Raw genomic sequence first — 20,804 nt, 5'->3', positions numbered from 1 at the left:
TTAGATTAAGAATAGAATAAAAAAATGAGTTCAAATAGGAAGATATTTAGTATGCAAGGCTTTGCTTTAGTAATGGCATTAGTAGTGTGTAGTTGTAACAAAAAATTATATACTAATGTATCATCGAATCAAATTAACGTGGATGCACCGTTTAAAATGGATAATATTATTGTTCCTGATTTTAGTAATTGTAAACAGTTTTTAATTACAGATTTTGGTGCTGTCGAAGGGAATAAGGAATTGACATCAAAGGCCATTAGATCTGCTATTGATCAGGCCAATAACTCGGGTGGAGGTATAGTAGTGATTCCAAAAGGAGAATGGCTTACAAAAAAAATCCATTTAAAAAGTAATGTTAATTTGCATTTAGAAAAAGAAGCAACTTTACTTTTTTCTGAAGATCCTAAAGATTATTTACCTGCTGTTCATACTACTTGGGAAGGTATGGAATGTTACAATTATTCGCCATTAATTTATGCTTACAATTGTAAAAACATTGCAATTACCGGAGAAGGTAAATTAAAGGCAAAAATGGATGTCTGGACAAAATGGTTTTTGCGTCCAAAACCCCATATGAATAGTTTAAAAAGATTATATTTTTTAGCATCATATGACAAGCCTGTTGAAGAACGTCAAATGGTGAATGATACTGCTAATTTTAGACCTCAGTTTATTCAATTTAATAGGAGTGAGAATATTTTGATGAAAGACGTATTTATTGAAAATAGTCCGTTTTGGACAATTCATCCCTATCTTTCAAAGAATGTTACTCTTCAAAATTTAAAAGTATATGCTCATGGACATAATAATGATGGAGTTGATCCAGAAATGAGTCAAAATGTTTTAATTGAGGACTGTATTTTTGACCAAGGTGATGATGCTATTGCGGTAAAATCAGGAAGGAATCAAGATGCATGGCGACTTGATACCCCATCCAAAAATATTGTAATTCGAAATTGTACTATGAAAAATGGACATCAATTATTAGCAGTAGGAAGTGAATTATCTGGAGGTATTGAAAATGTATATGTGAAAAATTGTAAGGTATTAGAAAGAGCCAAAATGTTTAATTTGGTTTTTATTAAAACCAATGAACGACGTGGAGGCTATGTTAAAAATATTTATGTGGAAGATATTAATGCAGGAAGTATTCAAGATGGAGTTGTAGGGATAGAAACTGATGTCTTGTATCAATGGAGGGATTTGGTTCCTACAATTGAAAGGAAATTAACTCCAATTGAAAATGTTTATTTAACGAACGTGAAAGCTGTAAAAACTCAATATTTGTCTAAGATTTTGGGACAAAAGGAACTCCCTGTTAAACATGTTGTTCTTACGAATGTCCAGGTAGATACAATTACTAAGCAAAAACACATTCATGATAATCTTACTAATTTTATTGAAACTTCTAACAAATAATTATGCTGAAATTTTTCTCGCAACATAGATTAATAGTAGTACTGTTTCTTTTTCTTTTTCTTAATCTGCATCTAATTGCACAAGATGATCCTGCATGGGATAATACCACCAAAACAAATTGGAAGAATGCATTCAAAGTTGTAGATATACCATCTTCAATTGATGGCAAAAATCAAAAAGCTTATATGTATGCTTCTAAAAGTAATTTTAAAAAACCGCTAATAGTAAGTCTGCATACCTGGAGTGGTGATTATACCCAAAAAGACCCATTAACAAATGAAATTATTGCACGGGATTGGAACTATATTCATCCAAATTTCAGAGGATCTAATAACAATCCAGAAGCGACAGGAAGTAAATGGGTTATTGCAGATATCGAAGATGCTATTGCTTTTGCAATTAAAAATACAAATACAGATCCAAATGAAGTTCATATAGTTGGTGTTTCTGGAGGAGGTTTAGCTACGTTAATTGCTTTTATGAATATTAAATACCCAGTAAAGACTTTTTCTGCCTGGGCACCAATAAGCGATTTAGAGGCTTGGTATTGGGAATCAGTTGGACGTAAACAAAAGTATGCTAATGATATTTTAAAGTCCGTATCTACTGATAGCGTTTTTAATTTTGAAGAAGCTAAAAAGCGTTCACCATTATATCAAACATATCCAATCGATCTAAGAAAGAATGCTAAGTTGTTTATTTATGAAGGTGTACATGATGGATATATAGGTTCGGTTCCAATTACGCATTCTATAAATATTTATAATAGATTAGCAGGAGAGTTAATCTATGGAGTATCAGATATTGAATCTATAAATAATAAAGCTGAAGTTGATAGTAACCTGGTTTCTAAAGCAAATACCATTAGTTTACTAACTAAACGTTATAATCCAAATTATCAAGAAAAAAATATTTTATATGACAGAAGTGTCTATTTAGCTAAAAAATTTCAAAATATACAGCTGACAATATTTGAAGGAGGACATGAACAAATTCCTCAGGCACTAGGTTTAATTCCTATCGATAAAACAATTGATAAAAAATGTAACATCCTTACATTAGGTGATTCTAATGGATTTAATAAAGACGGATGGGTAGACCAATTAAAGAAAAGAATGCCTAACGCAAACATTATAAATATATCAAAAAGTGGTCGGACAATTGGTTTTGATAATAATGGGAAAAAAGAATTAAATGCGCTGGCTAATATTGATGAATTTTTAAATTCAGCGCAAAAGCAATTAAAAGGTAAAAAATGTAATTATATAATTCTTTGTTTAGGAACTAATGATACTAAGAGTGTATTTGCCGAAAAACAAAATGAAGTTATAGTAAATTTTGAATCGTTACTGAACAAAATAAAACAACACTCCATATATCATAAATCAAAAACTAAATTGATTTTTGTGACTCCTCCTCCAATGAGAACAAAAAATATACTAGATAAATACATAGGAGGTAACGAACGATTACAAGTTTTAGTCCCGCAATTAATGAAAATAGCTGCTCAATATAAATTTGAAGTAATTGATATATACAATCCTTTATTAGGTATTATTGATTATTATGCGCAAGATGGTATTCATATGTCTGGTGGAGGACAGGATATAATAGCAGGAAAAATAATTGATAAAATCTCAAAACAACTACAATAATGAGCCAAAAGTTTTTAAACTGGAATTTTAATTTTGAAAGCTATTTTATTTTTAATTTAGAAAATAAGATTGTTTTAAAGTTATTTATTATATGGATTCTTAGTTTTTTCATAAAGCGAAAGAGATAAGCTAGCTTAGAAGAAGGATAGAATACGTATTAAAAACATAAATATTGACAATACTTGTGTTGACAGTATTAGCAAAAAAACAACAACTGAGAACGTATTATTTTAATCTAAAATAACTTTAAAACTATTTAATTATTTTTATTTCATCAATCTATAATCAATGAAACAACTAAAAAACTTATTAATTTTAATGCTCTTTCTTTTCCTGTCTATTAAAATTTTAGCGGCAAATCCTAAAGCCCCTTACAACCTTAGAAGTTTTGATAAAAAAAATCCAATTGGTACAAACAATAAAGCTTATTTCGGATGGTTTCTAAGTGATTCTGACAGCAATGAAATTCAAACCGCCTATCAAATTGTAGTAGCTTCCAGTTTAGCCAGTCTGAAAGCAAACAAAGCAGATATTTGGGACAGTCATAAAACCAATTCAGGAAAGCAAAATTACATCTACCTTGAAAACACTTCTCTTCAGCCAGCAACAACCTATTATTGGAAAGTACGCTGCTGGGATAAAGACGGAAATATAAGTCCTTACTCATCTGTGGCACAATTCACAACGGGTTTATTAACAAATGAAGATTGGTCTACTGCACAATGGATCAAAAGAGATTCTAAAGACAACGACGATTATACCTATTTTAGAAAAAAAACAAAGCTATCCAGCAAAGCTATCAAAAAAGCCATCACTTATGTATCGGCTTGTCATAGTTATGAATTATTCATTAACGGACAATTCGTTGGTAAAGGTTTCAACAATCACTATCCACAATACAGTTATTACAATGCCTGGGATGTTACGTCTTTTTTTAATAAAAACAGTGAAAATCTTTTGGCTTGCTTGACGCACTGGTATGGTGGAGGTCAAGGTCGTGCAACGGGTACTCGTGGTATTATTCTAAAAACAATTGTAGAATATGCTGATGGTACTCAAACTATCATTGGAACAGATAAAACCTGGAAACAAACACAGGCATCTCAATGGATTCAGGGGCAACCACAACGAAATGGCGAAGGTGTGGGCAGAGTTGAGTTTATAAATGCCCGAAGAAATATTGCCAATTGGAACAATCTTAAATTAGATGATTCCAGTTGGAAAAACGCAACTGAGATTGGTTCGCAGCCTACTGCTCCCTGGGCAGGAACCTTACAATCGGATTTGGCAAGAGTGGTTGAAAAAGAAATCAAACCTGTAACAATTCAAAGCCTTGGAAATGGAAAATATGTTATCGATTTAGGAAAAATCTACGCTGGTAGTTTTAAAATTGCTTTTAACGAAAAATTCGCAAGCGATACTATCAAAATGCACGGTGGTTATGTCCTGAATAATGACGGGACGGTCTCTACTACAATTACCCAATCTACCAATATGGGATTCAAATTCATCCCTAACGGAAAGAATTCTGTCTTTAATCCTAATGTGTATTTAGGAATGCGTTACCTTCAGGTTGACAATTCACCTAATGAACTCAATCAAAGCAATGTGAGTTTTATCAGCCGTCATTTCGAATTAGACCCTTCCAATTCTACTTTCGAATCTTCAAATGAGATGCTCAATAAAAGCTGGGAATTGATGAAACACACTTTAATCCTAGGGGCTCAGGAAGATTTTGTAGACACCCCTACCCGCGAAAAAGGCGCTTTTTTATTGGATAGCTGGTCTCAGGCAGTTCCATGTATGAGTGTAATGTATGACAGAACCATGAATTCAAGAGTTTTAAATGAATTTCTACAATCTCAGGATCAATATTGGCCTGATGGTCGCTTGAATGCGGTATATCCTAATGTTGACGGCGGAAGAGATATTCCTGATTTCACCCAATCTTATTTAGTTTGGGTTTGGGATTATTATATGCAAACCGGCAATTTGGAATTCTTAAAAAATAACTATTCCCGTCTTAAAAAGATCGCCGATTATGTAGATGCTTATAAAAATGAACAAACAGGGCTTATTCATCGATTAAAAGGAGGAAAAGGACCTTACGAATTTGGTATTATAGATTGGCCGGCTACAATGCGTTATGGTTATGATGTAGCAGTCGACTCTAGAACGGTTATAGACACCTATGCTTACGAAGATTTCAATATCATTTCAAAAATAGCCGATGTTTTAGGAAACAATATTGATAAGACTATCTATCAAAACAAAGCAGAAGCTATTAAAAAAGCTATCAACTCACAGCTTATCAATTCAGATGGTGTTTATACAGATGGAATTTTTAGTAATTATAAAGCTAGTTTACATGTTTCCCAACATGCCAATATCCTTCCTTACGCTTTAAATATTGTTCCTGAAAGTAATAAAAAACAAGTAATGGATGAAATCAAAAAGCAGAAAATGAATGTTGGCATGGTTTCGTTACGTTGGTTACCCGAGTCTATTGGTCTGGCAGATGAAGGTGAACATCTTATTGATTTATATACTAATACCGAGTGGGAAGGCTGGGCCAAAACCATTTCTTTGGGCGCAACAGCCACCTGGGAATCTTGGGATGCTAATACGACTGATCAAAGTATGTCGCATCCATGGGGTGCAGTAGGACTTTTAGGAATTCAGAACTATATTTTGGGGATTAAAGCTTTAGCTCCTCAGCATGAAAAAGTTCAAATCAAACCACTATGGTTTGCAGATAAACTAACAGCTGCTAAAGGAACTTATCCGACCGATAAAGGAACTATTATGATAGATTGGAATTATTCAAATAATAATTACCAACTCAAATTAAATATTCCGGTTAATTGTACGGCAAAAGTTTATTTACCAAAATGTAATAAAACAGGAAACCAAATTAAAGTTAATGGCAAAAATGTTTCAGCTACAGAAGAAGGCAATTACCTCTATATTGACCAAATAGGTTCTGGTGAACACCTTTTTGAAAGATAATAATTTAAAAACAATTTAAAAGAACAACATAAATAAGAAACATGAAAAGATTAAAATTCAAATCACTTTCAACAATCATATTTTTAAATATTTCTTTATTGGTTATAGCTCAAAAAAGAAGTACAGAAGCTATTTATTCTGGCACTCCATGGTTTGATCAAAATAGCAACGTTGTGAGTGCCCATGGAGCCAATATTGTAAAAGACCAAGGCACATACTATCTTTTTGGAGAATTTAAAAAAGATACTAGCAATGCTTTTAATGGTTTTAGCTGTTATTCCTCTGATGATTTATATAACTGGAAATTTGAGAAGATTGCACTTCCATTACAAAAAACAGGAAAACTAGGACCTAATCGTGTTGGAGAAAGACCCAAAGTAATGAAGTGCCCTAAAACAGGAGAGTATATCATGTATATGCATGCAGATACGCTTACTTATAAAGATCAATTTGTGGGTTATGCAACTTCTAAAAAAATAACAGGACCTTTTGAATTTAAGGGGCCAATACTTTTCAATAATAAACCGATTCGCAAGTGGGATATGGGAACCTTTCAAGATGATGATGGTACAGGTTATATCCTGATTCATGGAGGTGAAATTTATAAATTAAGCGATGATTATAAATCAGTGGTGAAACAAATTAACGAAAGTATGACTTCTGGATTTGAGTCTCCAACGATGTTGAAAAAAGATGGAGTATATTTTTTAATGGGATCACATCTTACAAGTTGGGAACGAAATGATAATTACTATTATACCGCTCCATCAATTAATGGGCCGTGGACTTCTAGAGGCTTGTTTGCGCCTGAAGGAAGTTTGACATGGAATTCCCAGTGTACCTTTGTATTACCAATAAGAGGTACTAAGGATACTACTTTTATGTATATGGGTGATCGTTGGTCTTTCCCTAGACAAAACTCTGCAGCAACTTATGTTTGGCAACCTCTTGTTATTTCAGGTACAAGCCTAAATATGCCAGTATATCACGATGACTGGCAAATTGATATAAAAACCGGAGTAGCATCTTTTCCAGAATATTCTAAAAGTCTTATAATAAATAATGAAGATTCCCTAATTAAATATGAGGGTAATTGGGCTCATTTATCAAATGACAAAAACGAAACTATAAGTAGAACAGATGAAAAAGATGCGTCTTTATCAATTCAATTTAAAGGCAAACAAATTGTTTTATATAGTTCTGTTGGAGTTGATTATGGTTATGCAAGAATTGTTATATCTAATAAGAAAGGAAAAACAATTCTTTCTTCTCTTGTAGATATGTATAGCAAATCACCAACTACAACTGTTGTGTTTGCTTCTCCAATTTTAAAGAAGAATACTTATAAACTTTCGGTTTTTGTAACAGGCGAAAAACCAAACTGGTCTGATAAAAGAAAATCGGACTACGGTAGTACAGGTTACTATATTTCTTTGGATAAAATAATCATTAGGAATTAATGATTTTGATGATTTTTTTTAATATTTAACCAATATAACAATATAGCCTCACAGATATGATTTTAAATAAGATAACTTTTTCATTTGCAATTTTGTTTTTTACAATTGCGTCATATGCCCAAATTGCTACTCCACAAGTTCTTTCTTCTAATATGGTTTTACAACAGGGGCAAAAAGTTCCAGTATGGGGAACAGCAGGAGCTAAAGAGATTATACATATTTTTTTTGATAAACAACACATCAAAGTAAAAGCTGATTTTCAGGGAAATTGGAAAACTGAATTACAGCCTATGAAAGCCAATAAAATTCCTCAGAAAATGATTATTAAAGGCAGAAACACCAATATTGTTTATGATAATATTCTTATTGGTGAGGTATGGTTGTGTTCTGGACAATCAAATATGGAATATAGAATGAAATTATATTCTAAGTTTGTATTACCAGCTAAAGGCGAAGATTTAGCTGGTTTAGAACTGACTAAGCCAGATAATCCAATGATAAGGGTATTTAATTGTTCTAGAGATAGTAATAAAAAAAGTACATGGGAAATAGCCGGAGGAGAAAGTTTGGAAAACACTTCTGTTGTAGGATATTTTTTCGGAAAAGATTTGCAACATAAGCTCAATATTCCAGTAGGTATTATAACATCAGCAATTGGAGGGACTCGAATTGAATCATGGACTACTACCGAAGCCTATCAAAGCTCGCCCTTATTTGCTACTCAATTAAAAGCTAATAATGGTAAAATTGATGGTTTTGGTCCAGGTAACTGGTATAAAATTATGATAGAACCACTAGTCCCTTTTGCCGTTAAAGGTATTTTATGGTATCAGGGAGAAAATAATTGCGGTATAGGAGATAAACAATATGATAAGAAAATGCAAGTGATGGTTGAGAGTTGGAGAAATAAATTTGAGATTGAAAATGCCCCATTTTATTATGTATTATTGGCTCCTCATATTTATTCAGACAGACTACATAAAGGGACTAGTAAAGCTGTGACAGCAGCTGATTTACCTTTTTTTAGGATAGAACAAATAAAAGCAAAATCTCTCATTCCAAATTCTGAATTTGTGACAATTACAGATTTGGTAGATGATATAAGGGATATTCATCCTTCTTACAAATGGGAAGTAGGTGCACGATTAGCTCGTGTAGCTTTAGCAAAAACTTATGGATTTAATAAAATCATTTGGTCAGGTCCGCGTGTGAGTAAAACTGAAGTAAATGGAGATTCAGTTATTGTTACTTTTGACTATTGTGGAGAGGGGCTTAAAACAAATGACGGCAAACGTATTTTATGGTTCGAAATTGCCGCTAAGGACAATGTATTTGTTCCTGCAATTACAGATATAGTGGGGATAGATAAAGTGGTTGTGAGTAATCCAGATATTAGTCAGCCTGCTAAGGTTCGTTTTGCATGGCACGAGACGGCAGTACCTAATCTTGTTAATTCAGAAGGTTTACCAGCTACACCTTTTGGAGCAACTGAATAGATAAATCCATTTGTTGTTTCAAAACCCTTTTTTGACCTTTAGCTGTTTTTTCGTTGATGAAATTGTCAGGTTTAATTTTTCTTTTAAAATTTTCATGTCCGCACTTACTTTTTTGTCCAAGACTTTAGCATAGTGTTGGGTGGTTCTCAAATTTTTATGACCAAGCATTTTACTTACGCTCTCAATTGGAACACCATTTGTCAACGTTACAGTCGTTGCAAAAGTATGTCTGGCTATGTGAAAAGTTAATTCTTTTTCTATTTCGCAAACTCCGGCAATTTCTTTTAGATAGGCATTCATTTTTTGGTTGGATAGAATAGGGAGTAGGCTACCTTCATTTAAACATTGCGGATGATCTTCATATTTATCGATTATCATTTGTGTAATTGGAAGGATTGGGATTTTAGAAGCAGATTCCGTTTTTTGTCTGTGAGTGAATATCCATTTCTCGCCATCAATACCATAGCTTATATGTGATTTTGTTAAGTTTTTGACATCTATATATGCTAAGCCTGTAAAACAGCTAAAAAGGAAGATATCACGTACTAAAGATAATCGTTCTGTTTTAAAGTCTTTTTCTATTATAGATTGGATTTCTGCTTCAGTGAGATAAACTCTTTCAACTTCTTTGACTTTTGATTTGTAGTTTGCAAATGGGTTTTTATCAAGCCAATCATTGGCCAAACAAAGCTTGATTATTTTATTAAAGTTTTTTAGGTATTTGACCGCTGTGTTATTGGCACAATTTCTAACGCTACGCAACCAGAACTCGTAGTCGGTTATGAAGGCATGATCAATCTTAGTAATATCTATATCGGAAATGTTATATTTCCATTGCATGAATTCGATAGTATGTTTCAATGAAGTTGTGTAGCGTTCTAATGTTCCAGGAGCGTATTCTTTTCCAATAAGCTCTTTTATTTTGTTGTTGTGATCTTGGAAGATGGGAACAAGCATTCTTGTTCTTTCATCAACTCCTAATAGTTTGTTTTTAACTGTTTCAGTAGTTACGGCTATCTTTTTATGGATTAGTTCCATTTCAGTATCCCTTATTTTATTTTTCAGCAAATCAAGATGGTTATTTATTGAACGAGCTTCTTCTGAGGTTCCTTTCATTTTGCCTGCTTCTGTAGACCATTTAGATATATCTATAAATCGGTTTGTACTTAATTCGATACGTTTTCCATTGATTGTAATTCTGGTGTAGATAGGAACTAAACCGTTTGCAGCTGCTTTCGCTTTTTTTGCATAAAAGAGAATTGATACTTTTGTTTTCATTGTGGGACCTTTTTAGTTGTTATTAAATTTAACTTCAATATGACTAATCCACAAGATGTACAGTTTTTAAACTGCTTATTGAACTGGCTGTAAAGCCTTGTGAATATTAGTCTGAAATAAAAATCGGTTACCCAAAATTTGGATCGTTTAGGGTAACCGATTTTATCCCTTTAGGTTCACGAATGAATGAATAATTTGATATGTGATAAAAAGAAAAAACCCTTAAAATCATACGATTTTAAGGGTTTTAATTCAATTTGCTTTCCAGCTGGCGGAGAAAGAGGGATTCGAACCCCCGGACCTGTTACAGTCAACAGTTTTCAAGACTGCCGCAATCGACCACTCTGCCATTTCTCCAATAAGTTGCTACCGCTTAGCGATTGCGAGTGCAAATATAGAATGTTTTTCCTGATAAAAAAAACATTTTTTTAGAAAAAAAGCGGTTCAAAATAGAGCCGTTTTTTAAGTTCTTTGTTTATAGATGATTATCTGTATTCTTTATAAGATATTCGAATTAATAATTGATGTATTCAGTAATTTCTAATCCGTAACCAATCATTCCCACACGTTTTGTTTGGGCTGAATTTGTCAATAAACGAATTTTAGAAATGTCAAGATCGTGCAGGATTTGAGCTCCAATTCCGTAATCTTTCGTGTCAATAACTACTTTTGGGGCTTTCATCGTTCCTTCTGCCTGAAGCGCTTTTAATTCTGTGATTCGGTTAAGAAGATTAATGGCTGTCATATCCTGATTGATGAAAATCACAGCTCCACGACCATTTTCGTTGATCATTTGAAACATCGAATCCAATTGTTGATCCACATTATTAGTTAAAGTTCCTAATAAGTCGTTATTCACTTGAGAAGAATGAATTCGGGTTAAAATAGGTTCTCCTGAATTCCAATTTCCTTTTGTTAGCGCAATGTGTATTTGCTTGTTGGTTACTTGTTCGTAAGCTCTTAAACGGAAAGTTCCAAAACGGGTATTAATGTCAAAATCTTCTTTTTTAACAATAATACTATCGTGTTGCATTCTGTAAGCGACAAGGGCTTCGATTGAAACCACTTTAATATCAAATTTTTTAGCAATTTTTACCAGTTGAGGTAAGCGAGCCATAGTACCGTCTTCATTCATAACTTCGACGATTACACCTGCTGGTTTAAATCCGGCTAAGCGGGCAAAATCGATTGCAGCTTCAGTGTGACCGGTTCTTCTTAAAACACCACCTTCTTTAGCAATTAATGGGAAAACGTGTCCTGGTCTGGCTAAATCATGTGGTTTAGTTGCCGGATCAGTTAAAGCTAAAATAGTTTCGGCTCTGTCTGAAGCAGAAATTCCTGTGGTAACGCCTTTTCCTCTTAAATCAACCGAAACGGTGAAAGCGGTTTCCATAGGGTCGGTATTGTTACCCACCATAACATTAAGACCAAGTTCTTTACAGCGACTTTCTGTTAACGGGGCGCATATTAATCCACGTCCGTGAGTAGCCATGAAGTTGATCATTTCCGGAGTAGCTTTTTCGGCAGCAGCCAAAAAATCTCCTTCATTTTCTCTGTTTTCGTCATCAACAACTAAGATAATTTTTCCCTGACGGATATCTTCAATTGCTTCTTCAATGGTGTTTAATTGTATTTTATCTTTAACCATTTTAGGTAGTTTTATTTTTGTTAGGTATTAGTTTTTGAAATAGTTTTTGTACGGGAGCCAGAACAACATCCATGTTAATCAGACCAATGTCATTGGTAGCTCTGTATGTTAGTAAAATTGCTAACGGAGTTAATACGAAAGAAGACATCCAGGCTCCCATAAATGGCGTCATTCCGTTTTGTTGAGCAAATCTTTTTCCAAAAGTATTAATGAAGTGGAAAGTAATAAAGATTAAAACTGCAAAAATAATTGGCAAGCCCAGTCCTCCTTTTCTAATAATTGCTCCAAGTGGTGCTCCAATAAAAAACATCATTAAACAGCCATAAGCAATGACAAATTTGTCGTATAAAGCTAATAAGTGACCGTTAATGTTTTTTTGTTTGGATTCTAAATTTGTTTTGCTGCCATCAATGCTATAACCAATACTGCTCAAATTGCTGCTGGCAGTGCGAAGTATTTCGGCTTTTTTACGATTATCAAATAATGATAAGATGTCTGACGGTAGCTCTTTTCTTTTTTTAACCAATTCTTTATTGGCTAAATCATTGAATGTTTTATTTTCGATAATAGTTCGTAAATTGATGTTTTCAGAATAAGAAGTTACTTCGGTTTTGTAATTTTTTTGCAAAGAATCCAAGGTGTAGCTTAATTCGTTTACAGTAAGCATTGTATTGGAATTAGTTACTTTTTCTTCGTCAACATCTACATTGTTGAGCTGTGATAAATCGATGTTGATAGTGTATTTTTTGAACGAACTTTTGGCAAACGGAAATTTCTTTCGGTCGGTATATTTTTTAGGAGTAATGTCTTCATAGTAGTTTCCGTTGTTTAAAACCAACTGTAAAATACTGGATTTTTCGCTACTAATCAGTTCGCCGTTTTTGGCTTTAATTACGGTTTTGCTGCCGTCGCCATTAACCGATTTTTTGTGAATGGTAATTCCGCTTAGTTTGTTTCCGTTTTCTCCCGATTTTTTATTGACTTTAATATTGTAATATCCTACATCGCTAAATTGTCCTTCGGTAATCGCCATTGCCGGTTTTAACTGAGCAATATTTTTGCGGAAATTAATGAATTTGTATTCGGCGTAAGGAATGACATTATTGGCAAAAAAGAAAGCAATTACGCTTAGAAAGACAATGAAAATGATAAGTCCTCTCATGGCTCTTTGCAAAGAAATTCCGGAGGATTTCATAGCTGCAAATTCATAATTTTCGGCAAGATTACCAAAAGTCATGATGGACGCCAGCAATACCGAAAGGGGTAATACTAACGGAACAATTCGAGGCATGGAGAAGAGCAGGAACTTAATAATTAAAGGTACATCTAAGTCTTTTCCGGCCAGCTCAGCAATAAAAAGCCAGATGGTTTGAAGGATGAATATAAAAAACAAGATTACAAATACCGTGGTAAATGTAATCAGGAATGTTTTTAATAAGTATTTATCGAGGATTTTCACGTAATGGATTAATCTAATTTATTGATGTAGTAATTAGGGTATTTATTAGCTACAAAGGTAAATTGATTTTTTGATAAAGGCTGATTCGTTTTAAAAGAATTAACGGTTAAAGTGGTTTTAGTTCCTTTTTTTCCGGTTTCAATTAAATTGTAAATGTGTTTGGTTTGCACATCTATTCCTAATAAGATTTCTTTTCTTTGATCTTTTGGATTCGTAGGGATTAATTTTACATATTGAATTTTTCTTCCTCTTACATTTTGCAAAATATCCATCGAATATTTGTAGCCTTTGTTAAAGAAAGTAAGCATTTTTGAAGGAGTAACCGCGCTATCGTCGTTTTCGTTTACGGTAGAAATATTAATTTCTTCGTCTTCAGGAACAATAGTGTAAGTTTTTTTTCCGTCATAAATTTTAGTCATTCCCATAAAATTCAATACATATTGATTGCCTTTCAGGGTTACATTTCCTTTACTGTCCTGATTGATGTTTTCCTGACTGTTGTTTAGTGAGTATTTAAAGTCTATTACAATATTATTATAACTTTTTACTTTTGCAGTCACCTGATCTAAAAGGCTTTTCGCTTTTTTGTCTTGTGCCTGAACAGCAAAGGAAATTAGTAAGATAAATGTAATTTGGATAAACTTTTTCATTGTATTAATTATTTTCTTCATTATTAAAAAACTGATCAAGAGCCTGCATATCCAGAATATTAACCGCTCTTGCTTTACTTCCTTCAAAAGGCCCTACAATACCGGCAGCTTCTAATTGATCAATTAATCGACCGGCGCGGTTGTAACCCAATTTTAGTTTTCGCTGTAGCAAAGAAGCCGAGCCCTGTTGCGCGTTAACGATAATTTCGGCTGCTTCTCTGAACAAGGTATCTCTTTCAGAAATATCAATATCAAGATTGATGCCATTCTCTTCGCCAACATATTCCGGAAGTAAATAAGCAGTTGCATAAGCTTTTTGAGAACCAATAAAATCAGTGATTTTTTCTACTTCAGGGGTGTCAATGAAAGCACATTGTACACGTACCACATCATTTCCGTTAGTGTACAATAAATCTCCTCGTCCAATTAACTGATCAGCTCCCTGCGTGTCCAAAATAGTTCTGGAATCAATTTTAGAAGTTACTCTAAAAGCAATTCGGGCAGGGAAGTTGGCTTTAATTAAACCTGTAATAACGTTTACCGAAGGTCTTTGTGTAGCAATAATCAAGTGGATTCCAATGGCTCGGGCTAATTGAGCCAAACGTGCAATAGGAACTTCGACTTCCTTTCCGGCGGTCATAATCAAATCGGCAAATTCATCGACAACCAATATGATGTAAGGTAAAAATCGGTGTCCGTTTTCCGGATTCAATCTTCGGGATTTGAATTTTTCGTTATATTCTTTGATGTTACGCACCATGGCATCTTTCAATAAAGAATAACGGTTGTCCATTTCCACACAAAGGGAATTCAGGGTGTTAATAACTTTTGCATTATCGGTAATAATGGCGTCTTCCACATCCGGAAGTTTCGCCAGATAATGCCTTTCAATTTTATTAAAAAGCGTTAATTCTACTTTTTTAGGGTCAACCAAAACGAATTTTACTTCAGCAGGATGTTTTTTGTATAACAAGGAAGTTAAAACCGCATTCAATCCAACCGATTTCCCCTGTCCGGTAGCTCCCGCCATCAAAAGGTGAGGCATTTTGGCTAAATCTACGACGAAAGTTTCGTTGGAAATGGTTTTTCCAAGTGCAACCGGAAGTTCCATTTCAGCTTCCTGAAATTTAGTCGAACCAATTACGGATTTCATCGAAACCATAGTTGGAGTTTTGTTAGGAACTTCGATACCGATGGTTCCTTTTCCGGGAATAGGAGCAATGATACGAATTCCAAGAGCCGAAAGAGATAAAGCAATATCGTCTTCTAAACTCTTAATTTTAGAAATTCGGATACCGGCTTCAGGAACAATTTCGTATAAAGTTACCGAAGGTCCTACAGTAGCTTTGATTTGGGCAATTTCAATTTTATAATTGCGAAGCGTATCAACAATTTTGTTTTTGTTTTCTTCTAATTCTTCCTGATTGATGGTAATTCCGCCGGTTGAATATTCTTTTAATAAATCAATCGTCGGGAATTTATAATTGGATAAATCCAAAGTTGGGTCGAAAAGTCCAAAATCAGAAACCAAACGGGCGGCTAAGTTTTCTTCTACCACTTCTTCTTCTTCAGCAGCTTCTATAACAAAGTCGTCATTTGCAACAGCTTCTGTTTTTTCAACAGTTAAAGGCTTGGAAATTGGATTCAGATTAATTTCAGAAGCATGACTAATGGTTGGTTTTAATGCTTCTTTGTTAATTTCGAATTGAGAAGGTTTGAACTCAGGAATTTTTTCGGCAACGGCTTCTGCTGTTGGTTCTTCCTCTTCTTCGGTTACAGCAAATTCTTCCAGATTGTAAGCGCTGTCAGTATTTGAAGCAACTACGGGATTTTCTGTTGAAATACTTTCTTTTTTCTTATTTTCAAAATAAGACTGCACCTTTTCAGGAGACAATTTCATTTTGAAAATAACATAAATAAGAATTCCAAAAGTCAGTAACAATAAAGTACCGGTTTTTCCAATGTAATCCTGTAAAAATAAGTTGAGTTCGTAACCAATGATTCCGCCTAATTCCGGTAGAGAAGTAGCAAAAAAGCCAAACAAAACCGATAAATTAATCATTACGAATAAATCCCAAAACCAGATGTTTTTGAGTTTTCGGCCTGAAAGACCTAAAATTAAAAAGATTCCACTCAGGAATAATAAGCGAACAAATAAGAAAGATGCCAGTCCAAATCCTTGATAGACTATTAAATTGGCTAAGAAAGCACCAAACTTTCCCAGCCAATTTTTTACAGTTTCTGTTCTGTTAGTAATTTCCAGTACAGCACTTTGATCTTCCTGTCCATAAATATAGAAAGAAACAAAAGCAACTAATAAAGCAACAGAAAATAAAATGAGCAGGCAACCTAAGATGGTTTTTTGCTGTTTGCTTATTTCCCATGATTTTAAAACCTTAGTTTTGGAATTGTTGTTCGGGTCTAAAGTCTCTTTTTTTGTTGTTTTTGCCATTCTATAAATGTAACTAAACCTCTTAAATAAAGTGAGGTACGTATATGATTAAACCAATGATTATTGCCGTTAATGCTGCAAAAAATACAGATCCGGCAGCAATGTCTTTTATAAAACCAATTCTTTCGTGGTAATCCGGATGAATAAAATCGGCTACTTTTTCAATAGCAGTGTTTAAACCTTCGATACTTAAAACTAATCCGATAGCTAAAGTTTGAAAAAGCCACTCTGTTTGATTCAATCCGATGATAAACCCGGCAATAGTAAGGATTACTCCTAAAGATGACTGAACCATTACACTGTGTTCTGTCGTGATAAGTTTTATTGCGCCTTTTACAGCAAAACCAACACTTTTAAATCTTCCGGTAATAAAGGTATTATCTTTTTGAAATGCCATTAATTAAATATTAAAGTACTGCCAATGCAGCTTCGTAATTTGGTTCGTTAGCAATTTCAGAAACCTGTTCTGTGTGTAAAATAGTACCGTCAGCATCGGCAACAATGATTACTCTGGAGTGTAATCCTTTTAAAGCGCCGTCAGCGATTTCTAATCCGTTCGTTTTCCCGAAAGCACCATCCTGAAAATCAGATAAATTTTCTACATTTTCAATTCCTTCAGCTCCACAAAAACGTTTTTGAGCAAAAGGTAAATCTCTTGAAATACATAAAACAGCAGTGTTTTCTAATTTTGCAGCTGTTTCGTTAAATTTTCTAACAGATGTAGCACAAGTTCCTGTGTCAATACTTGGGAAAATATTTAAAACTAATTTTTTTCCGCTGAAATCGCTTAATGAAGCAACAGAAAGATCGTTTTTTACTAATTTAAAATCGGCAAGCTTTGAGCCTACTTTTGGTAATTCACCTACAGTGTTTATTGGATTTCCTCCTAATGTGATTGAAGCCATAATTAAGTTTTTTAATGAGCTTCAAAAGTATGAAAATTATTTAAGAATTGGGATTTATGATTTAAGATTTTAAATCAATAAGAGAGGAATTTAAATCAGTGAAAGATTGTGAAATAGGAGTAAACGCAAAAAAATGCAACTGTCCGAGATGCATTTTTGAGCTGCTTTTTAGGGTTTAAAAAAGTCTTATTTGTCTATAGAACCTAATACTCTTTTCATAAAAGTATTGAGCGCTTCTTTTTTATCGGTTCCGTTTTTAATGAGTTTATCAACTTCCAGAGCACCGTACATATTTGAAATTAATTCGCCAATTACATCCAATTCTTCGTCTTTGAGTGAAGAAACTTCGGTTAAAGCTTCCAGCACTTCGATAGTTTCGATGATGTAATCCTGATCGTTTTCTTCGATAAACTGAGTCAGATGTTTGATTACAGGTAGTTTCATTCTTTAATTGTTTAACAGGTTATTTGTTTAATCGTTTAACCGTTTAACCGATTAAACAATTCAACGACTAAGCTATTTCGTTTACTAATTCGATTAAAACTTCCTGTTTGTTCGTTTGGGTTTCGTTTACCAATTGTCCGTTTACGAAAGTAGCAAAAGTAGGCAGGTTGCTTACATTGGCTAATTTTCGGGATTCCGGAGAATTTTCAGCATCTACTAAAACAAAAGTCATGGCTTCGTTTTCAGTTGCTAATTTTTTGAATTTTGGTTTCATAATACGGCAGTTTCCACACCAGGAAGCCGAAAATTGAACTACCACTTTATTGTTTTCAGCCACTAAATTGGCTAAAGTATCTTCGTTTAATTCGATTAACATAATTATTGAATTTCAATGTCAATATCAATTTCAAAAGTCAATTTTTGGATATCAAATTAGCGTTTTTTTGAAATAGAAATTGAGCAAGTTTATAAATTTTAATACAATGGCAAAGTCAAATTGTAATTTGAAATTGCCATTGAAATTGCTATTGATTATTAGTTTGCACTTAAGTAAGCAGCAGTACTGTTTCTGTCAGCAGTCATTGCTTCTTTACCAGCTTCCCAGTTAGCAGGACAAACTTCTCCTTTTTGTTGGATGTGTGTGTAAGCGTCAACCATACGTAAGTATTCGTTTACGTTACGTCCTAATGGCATATCGTTAACACTTTCGTGGAAAATTTTTCCAGTTTCGTCAATTAAGTAAGTAGCTCTGTAAGTTACGTTAGAACCTTCAAGAAGTACGGTGTCAGTTTCTTCATTGTATTCAGAAGATTCGATATCTAAAATTCCTAAGATACTTGATAAGTTTCTTGTTGTATCCGCTAAAAGAGGGTAAGTTACACCTTCAATTCCACCGTTGTTTTTTGCTGTGTTTAACCAGGCGAAGTGTACTTCGTTAGTATCACAAGAAGCTCCGATTACGATAGTGTTTCTTTTTTCAAATTCTGGTAAAGCAGCTTGAAAAGCGTGTAACTCTGTTGGACAAACAAAAGTAAAATCTTTTGGGTACCAGAATAAAAGTACTTTTTTGTTGTTGTTTACTGCTTCTTCAAAGATGTTGATTTTTAAATTATCACCCATTTCTGAAATGGCGTCAACTGCAATGCTTGGGAATTTTTTTCCTACTAATGACATAGTATTTGTTTTTTAAGTTATTATTTGTTGGTGCAAAAATAAGTTTAATCAGAGCCGAATAATAATAGTGTGTAATTATTAATATTTATTTAATAATAATATTTGTTTATTGTTAAGTGTAAGTTATTGAATTTCAATTTGAACCGGAAGTTGTCCGTAGTGTTCGGAATCGGATAAAAATTGATGTGCCGCCAAAATTTGAAATTCTTTAAAGTCCTGATAAACTTCAATCACTCTTAATACCTTGGATAAATTGGGAATTAATGGCAATGCATAAGGATTTCCAAAAACATAAATCAGACATTTTTTGGTAGCCAATAATTTTTCTAAAGCATTGAAAACAGCTTCGTCAATTTCAAAACGGTTTAAAGGTTTGGCTTTTGGAACAAACAAAGAAATGATTAGGTATTCAAAAGAATCAAGTCTGTCTTCAATTGCTGAAAAGTCAAAATCATCAATTGAAGTCACGTTGCATTCCGCACAGTTTAATGCCGCCTGAATCATGGCAGAAAAATCATTATTTGCGGGTTGGTAAAACGAAAGTAGCGCAATATTTTGTTCCTGACTTGCATTTTTTATGGTTTCAAAATCAATGTGATCCTGAATTTTTGTAATACTGTATTGGGCAATTTGTTTATTCAGTTGAGAAGCTTTTTCAAAATTCAAGGTAGAATTGTTTTCTTGATCTCCATCAAATAAACCAACTTTTTCCTTGCATTTCCAAATTCGGTTGAAACTTTCGTTGATGCGTTTTTCAGTTGCATTTTCTAAAATCGCCTGAATTCCTTCAGGGACATTTTCGGCAAAACACAGCACATCATTTCCGGCGTGGAAAGCTTCCCATTCCAGTTGTCCTTTGGTATCAAATAATTTCGAAACGCTGTGCATATTCAGTGCATCCGAAATGACCAAACCATTATATCCTAATTGTTCTCTCAGCAATTTTTGAATAATATTTTTCGACAAAGTTGCCGAAGTATTTTTCCCTTCATTCAAAGCCGGAACAGCCAAATGTCCTATCATAATCGAATCGACACCATTTTCTATTCCTTTGATAAAAGGATATAATTCGTTAGCCAATAATTGCTCTAAATTTTCTTCTAAAACCGGTAAACCTAAATGCGAATCCACGCTGGTGTTTCCGTGACCGGGAAAATGCTTCAAACAGCCTAAAACACCGGCATCACTCATGCCGCGTAAATATTCTAATGCAAATTCGGCTACTTTTTCTTTGTTTTCACCAAAAGAACGATACCCAATAACAGGATTGTCAGGATTATTGTTGATGTCAGCCAAAGGAGCCAAATTATAATGAATCCCAGCCGATTTTAAATCTGAGGCAATTTGTTTTCCAACTTCGTAAACCAAATCCTTTTTGTTTTCCGGCAAAGCTCCCAATGTAATGGCATACGGATATTGCGGTGTTTTTTCGACACGCATGGCTAAGCCCCATTCGGCATCAATACTCATCAAAAGGGGAGTAGAAGCACATTTTTGATAACGGACAATTAATTCTTTTAAGCGGTTGTAACTGTCATCGTTAAAAGTAATTTTTTGCTTGGCTTCATAATTCGTAGCAGCACTGGCGCGACTGTGAAAAAATGTTAATCCGCCAATATTGTATTTCCGGATCAATTCTTCAGTTGCCTGAATGTTTTCTTCAGTATCATTGATAAAAACTGCAGGGAAAAAGAATTGTCCTATTTTTTGTTCTAAGGTCATATTTTATATAAAACAAGGATGTTTTTTGTAATTG

At 33.8% G+C, this 20,804-nt stretch carries 16 protein-coding genes and 1 tRNA gene; 5 read left to right on the top strand and 12 right to left on the bottom strand.

Features of this window, described 5'->3' with window-relative positions:
* The first annotated feature begins 24 nt into the window (after positions 1-24).
* The 5 genes from B6A10_RS11660 to B6A10_RS11640 all read left to right on the top strand — a co-directional run bounded on the left by B6A10_RS11660 (position 25) and on the right by B6A10_RS11640 (position 9,039).
* Positions 25-1,419 (top strand): glycoside hydrolase family 28 protein, encoded by a 1,395-nt coding sequence (locus tag B6A10_RS11660; RefSeq protein ID WP_238929395.1) that lies wholly within the window; start codon positions 25-27, stop codon positions 1,417-1,419.
* Between the two features lie 2 nt (positions 1,420-1,421).
* Positions 1,422-3,074 carry an SGNH/GDSL hydrolase family protein gene (locus tag B6A10_RS11655; protein ID WP_188221007.1) on the top strand — a complete coding sequence of 551 codons (1,653 nt, stop codon included), beginning with the start codon at positions 1,422-1,424 and terminating at the stop codon, positions 3,072-3,074.
* Positions 3,075-3,362: 288 nt separating this feature from the next.
* On the top strand, positions 3,363-6,083 hold the full coding sequence (locus B6A10_RS11650; protein WP_188221006.1) for a family 78 glycoside hydrolase catalytic domain: 2,721 nt from the start codon (positions 3,363-3,365) through the stop codon (positions 6,081-6,083).
* Positions 6,084-6,124: 41 nt separating this feature from the next.
* Positions 6,125-7,543, top strand: coding sequence for a family 43 glycosylhydrolase (locus B6A10_RS11645; RefSeq protein WP_188221005.1), 1,419 nt, complete (start codon positions 6,125-6,127; stop codon positions 7,541-7,543).
* A 56-nt stretch (positions 7,544-7,599) separates the two neighbouring features.
* Positions 7,600-9,039, top strand: a complete 1,440-nt coding sequence (locus tag B6A10_RS11640) for a sialate O-acetylesterase (RefSeq protein WP_188221004.1) — start codon at positions 7,600-7,602, stop codon at positions 9,037-9,039.
* Positions 9,040-9,057: 18 nt separating this feature from the next.
* On the opposite strand, the gene B6A10_RS11635 is transcribed toward B6A10_RS11640, so the two are convergent.
* The 12 genes from B6A10_RS11635 to B6A10_RS11580 all read right to left on the bottom strand — a co-directional run bounded on the left by B6A10_RS11635 (position 9,058) and on the right by B6A10_RS11580 (position 20,770).
* The gene (locus B6A10_RS11635; RefSeq protein ID WP_188221003.1) at positions 9,058-10,317 is read right to left on the bottom strand and encodes a site-specific integrase; all 1,260 of its coding nucleotides are present in this window, start codon (positions 10,315-10,317) and stop codon (positions 9,058-9,060) included.
* 269 nt (positions 10,318-10,586) lie between these two features.
* Positions 10,587-10,674 (bottom strand) — tRNA-Ser (locus B6A10_RS11630).
* 157 nt (positions 10,675-10,831) lie between these two features.
* A complete protein-coding gene (ribB, locus tag B6A10_RS11625; RefSeq protein ID WP_188221002.1) occupies positions 10,832-11,965 on the bottom strand; it encodes a 3,4-dihydroxy-2-butanone-4-phosphate synthase in 1,134 nt (377 codons plus the stop codon).
* A gap of 1 nt (position 11,966) precedes the next feature.
* The gene (locus tag B6A10_RS11620; RefSeq protein WP_188221001.1) at positions 11,967-13,424 is read right to left on the bottom strand and encodes an LptF/LptG family permease; all 1,458 of its coding nucleotides are present in this window, start codon (positions 13,422-13,424) and stop codon (positions 11,967-11,969) included.
* Positions 13,425-13,432: 8 nt separating this feature from the next.
* The gene (locus tag B6A10_RS11615) at positions 13,433-14,074 is read right to left on the bottom strand and encodes a LolA family protein (RefSeq protein ID WP_084817072.1); all 642 of its coding nucleotides are present in this window, start codon (positions 14,072-14,074) and stop codon (positions 13,433-13,435) included.
* Between the two features lie 4 nt (positions 14,075-14,078).
* On the bottom strand, positions 14,079-16,526 hold the full coding sequence (locus tag B6A10_RS11610; RefSeq protein ID WP_188221000.1) for a DNA translocase FtsK: 2,448 nt from the start codon (positions 16,524-16,526) through the stop codon (positions 14,079-14,081).
* A gap of 22 nt (positions 16,527-16,548) precedes the next feature.
* Positions 16,549-16,923 carry a diacylglycerol kinase gene (locus B6A10_RS11605; RefSeq protein ID WP_188220999.1) on the bottom strand — a complete coding sequence of 125 codons (375 nt, stop codon included), beginning with the start codon at positions 16,921-16,923 and terminating at the stop codon, positions 16,549-16,551.
* 10 nt (positions 16,924-16,933) lie between these two features.
* On the bottom strand, positions 16,934-17,431 hold the full coding sequence (gene tpx / locus B6A10_RS11600; RefSeq protein ID WP_055091085.1) for a thiol peroxidase: 498 nt from the start codon (positions 17,429-17,431) through the stop codon (positions 16,934-16,936).
* Positions 17,432-17,617: 186 nt separating this feature from the next.
* Positions 17,618-17,875, bottom strand: a complete 258-nt coding sequence (locus B6A10_RS11595) for a DUF6952 family protein (protein ID WP_026713432.1) — start codon at positions 17,873-17,875, stop codon at positions 17,618-17,620.
* Between the two features lie 67 nt (positions 17,876-17,942).
* Positions 17,943-18,251: a thioredoxin family protein gene (locus B6A10_RS11590; RefSeq protein ID WP_055091084.1), complete on the bottom strand. Its 309-nt coding sequence runs from the start codon at positions 18,249-18,251 to the stop codon at positions 17,943-17,945.
* 158 nt (positions 18,252-18,409) lie between these two features.
* On the bottom strand, positions 18,410-19,048 hold the full coding sequence (locus B6A10_RS11585) for a peroxiredoxin (RefSeq protein WP_055091083.1): 639 nt from the start codon (positions 19,046-19,048) through the stop codon (positions 18,410-18,412).
* A gap of 123 nt (positions 19,049-19,171) precedes the next feature.
* On the bottom strand, positions 19,172-20,770 hold the full coding sequence (locus B6A10_RS11580) for a glycoside hydrolase family 3 protein (protein ID WP_188220998.1): 1,599 nt from the start codon (positions 20,768-20,770) through the stop codon (positions 19,172-19,174).
* Positions 20,771-20,804 lie beyond the last annotated feature (34 nt).

It is taken from the genome of Flavobacterium pokkalii (assembly GCF_014596575.1).
Lineage (GTDB): Bacteria > Bacteroidota > Bacteroidia > Flavobacteriales > Flavobacteriaceae > Flavobacterium > Flavobacterium pokkalii.
The sequence above is the reverse complement of the archived record's forward strand: the minus strand, read 5'-3'. Positions and strand labels throughout refer to the sequence as shown.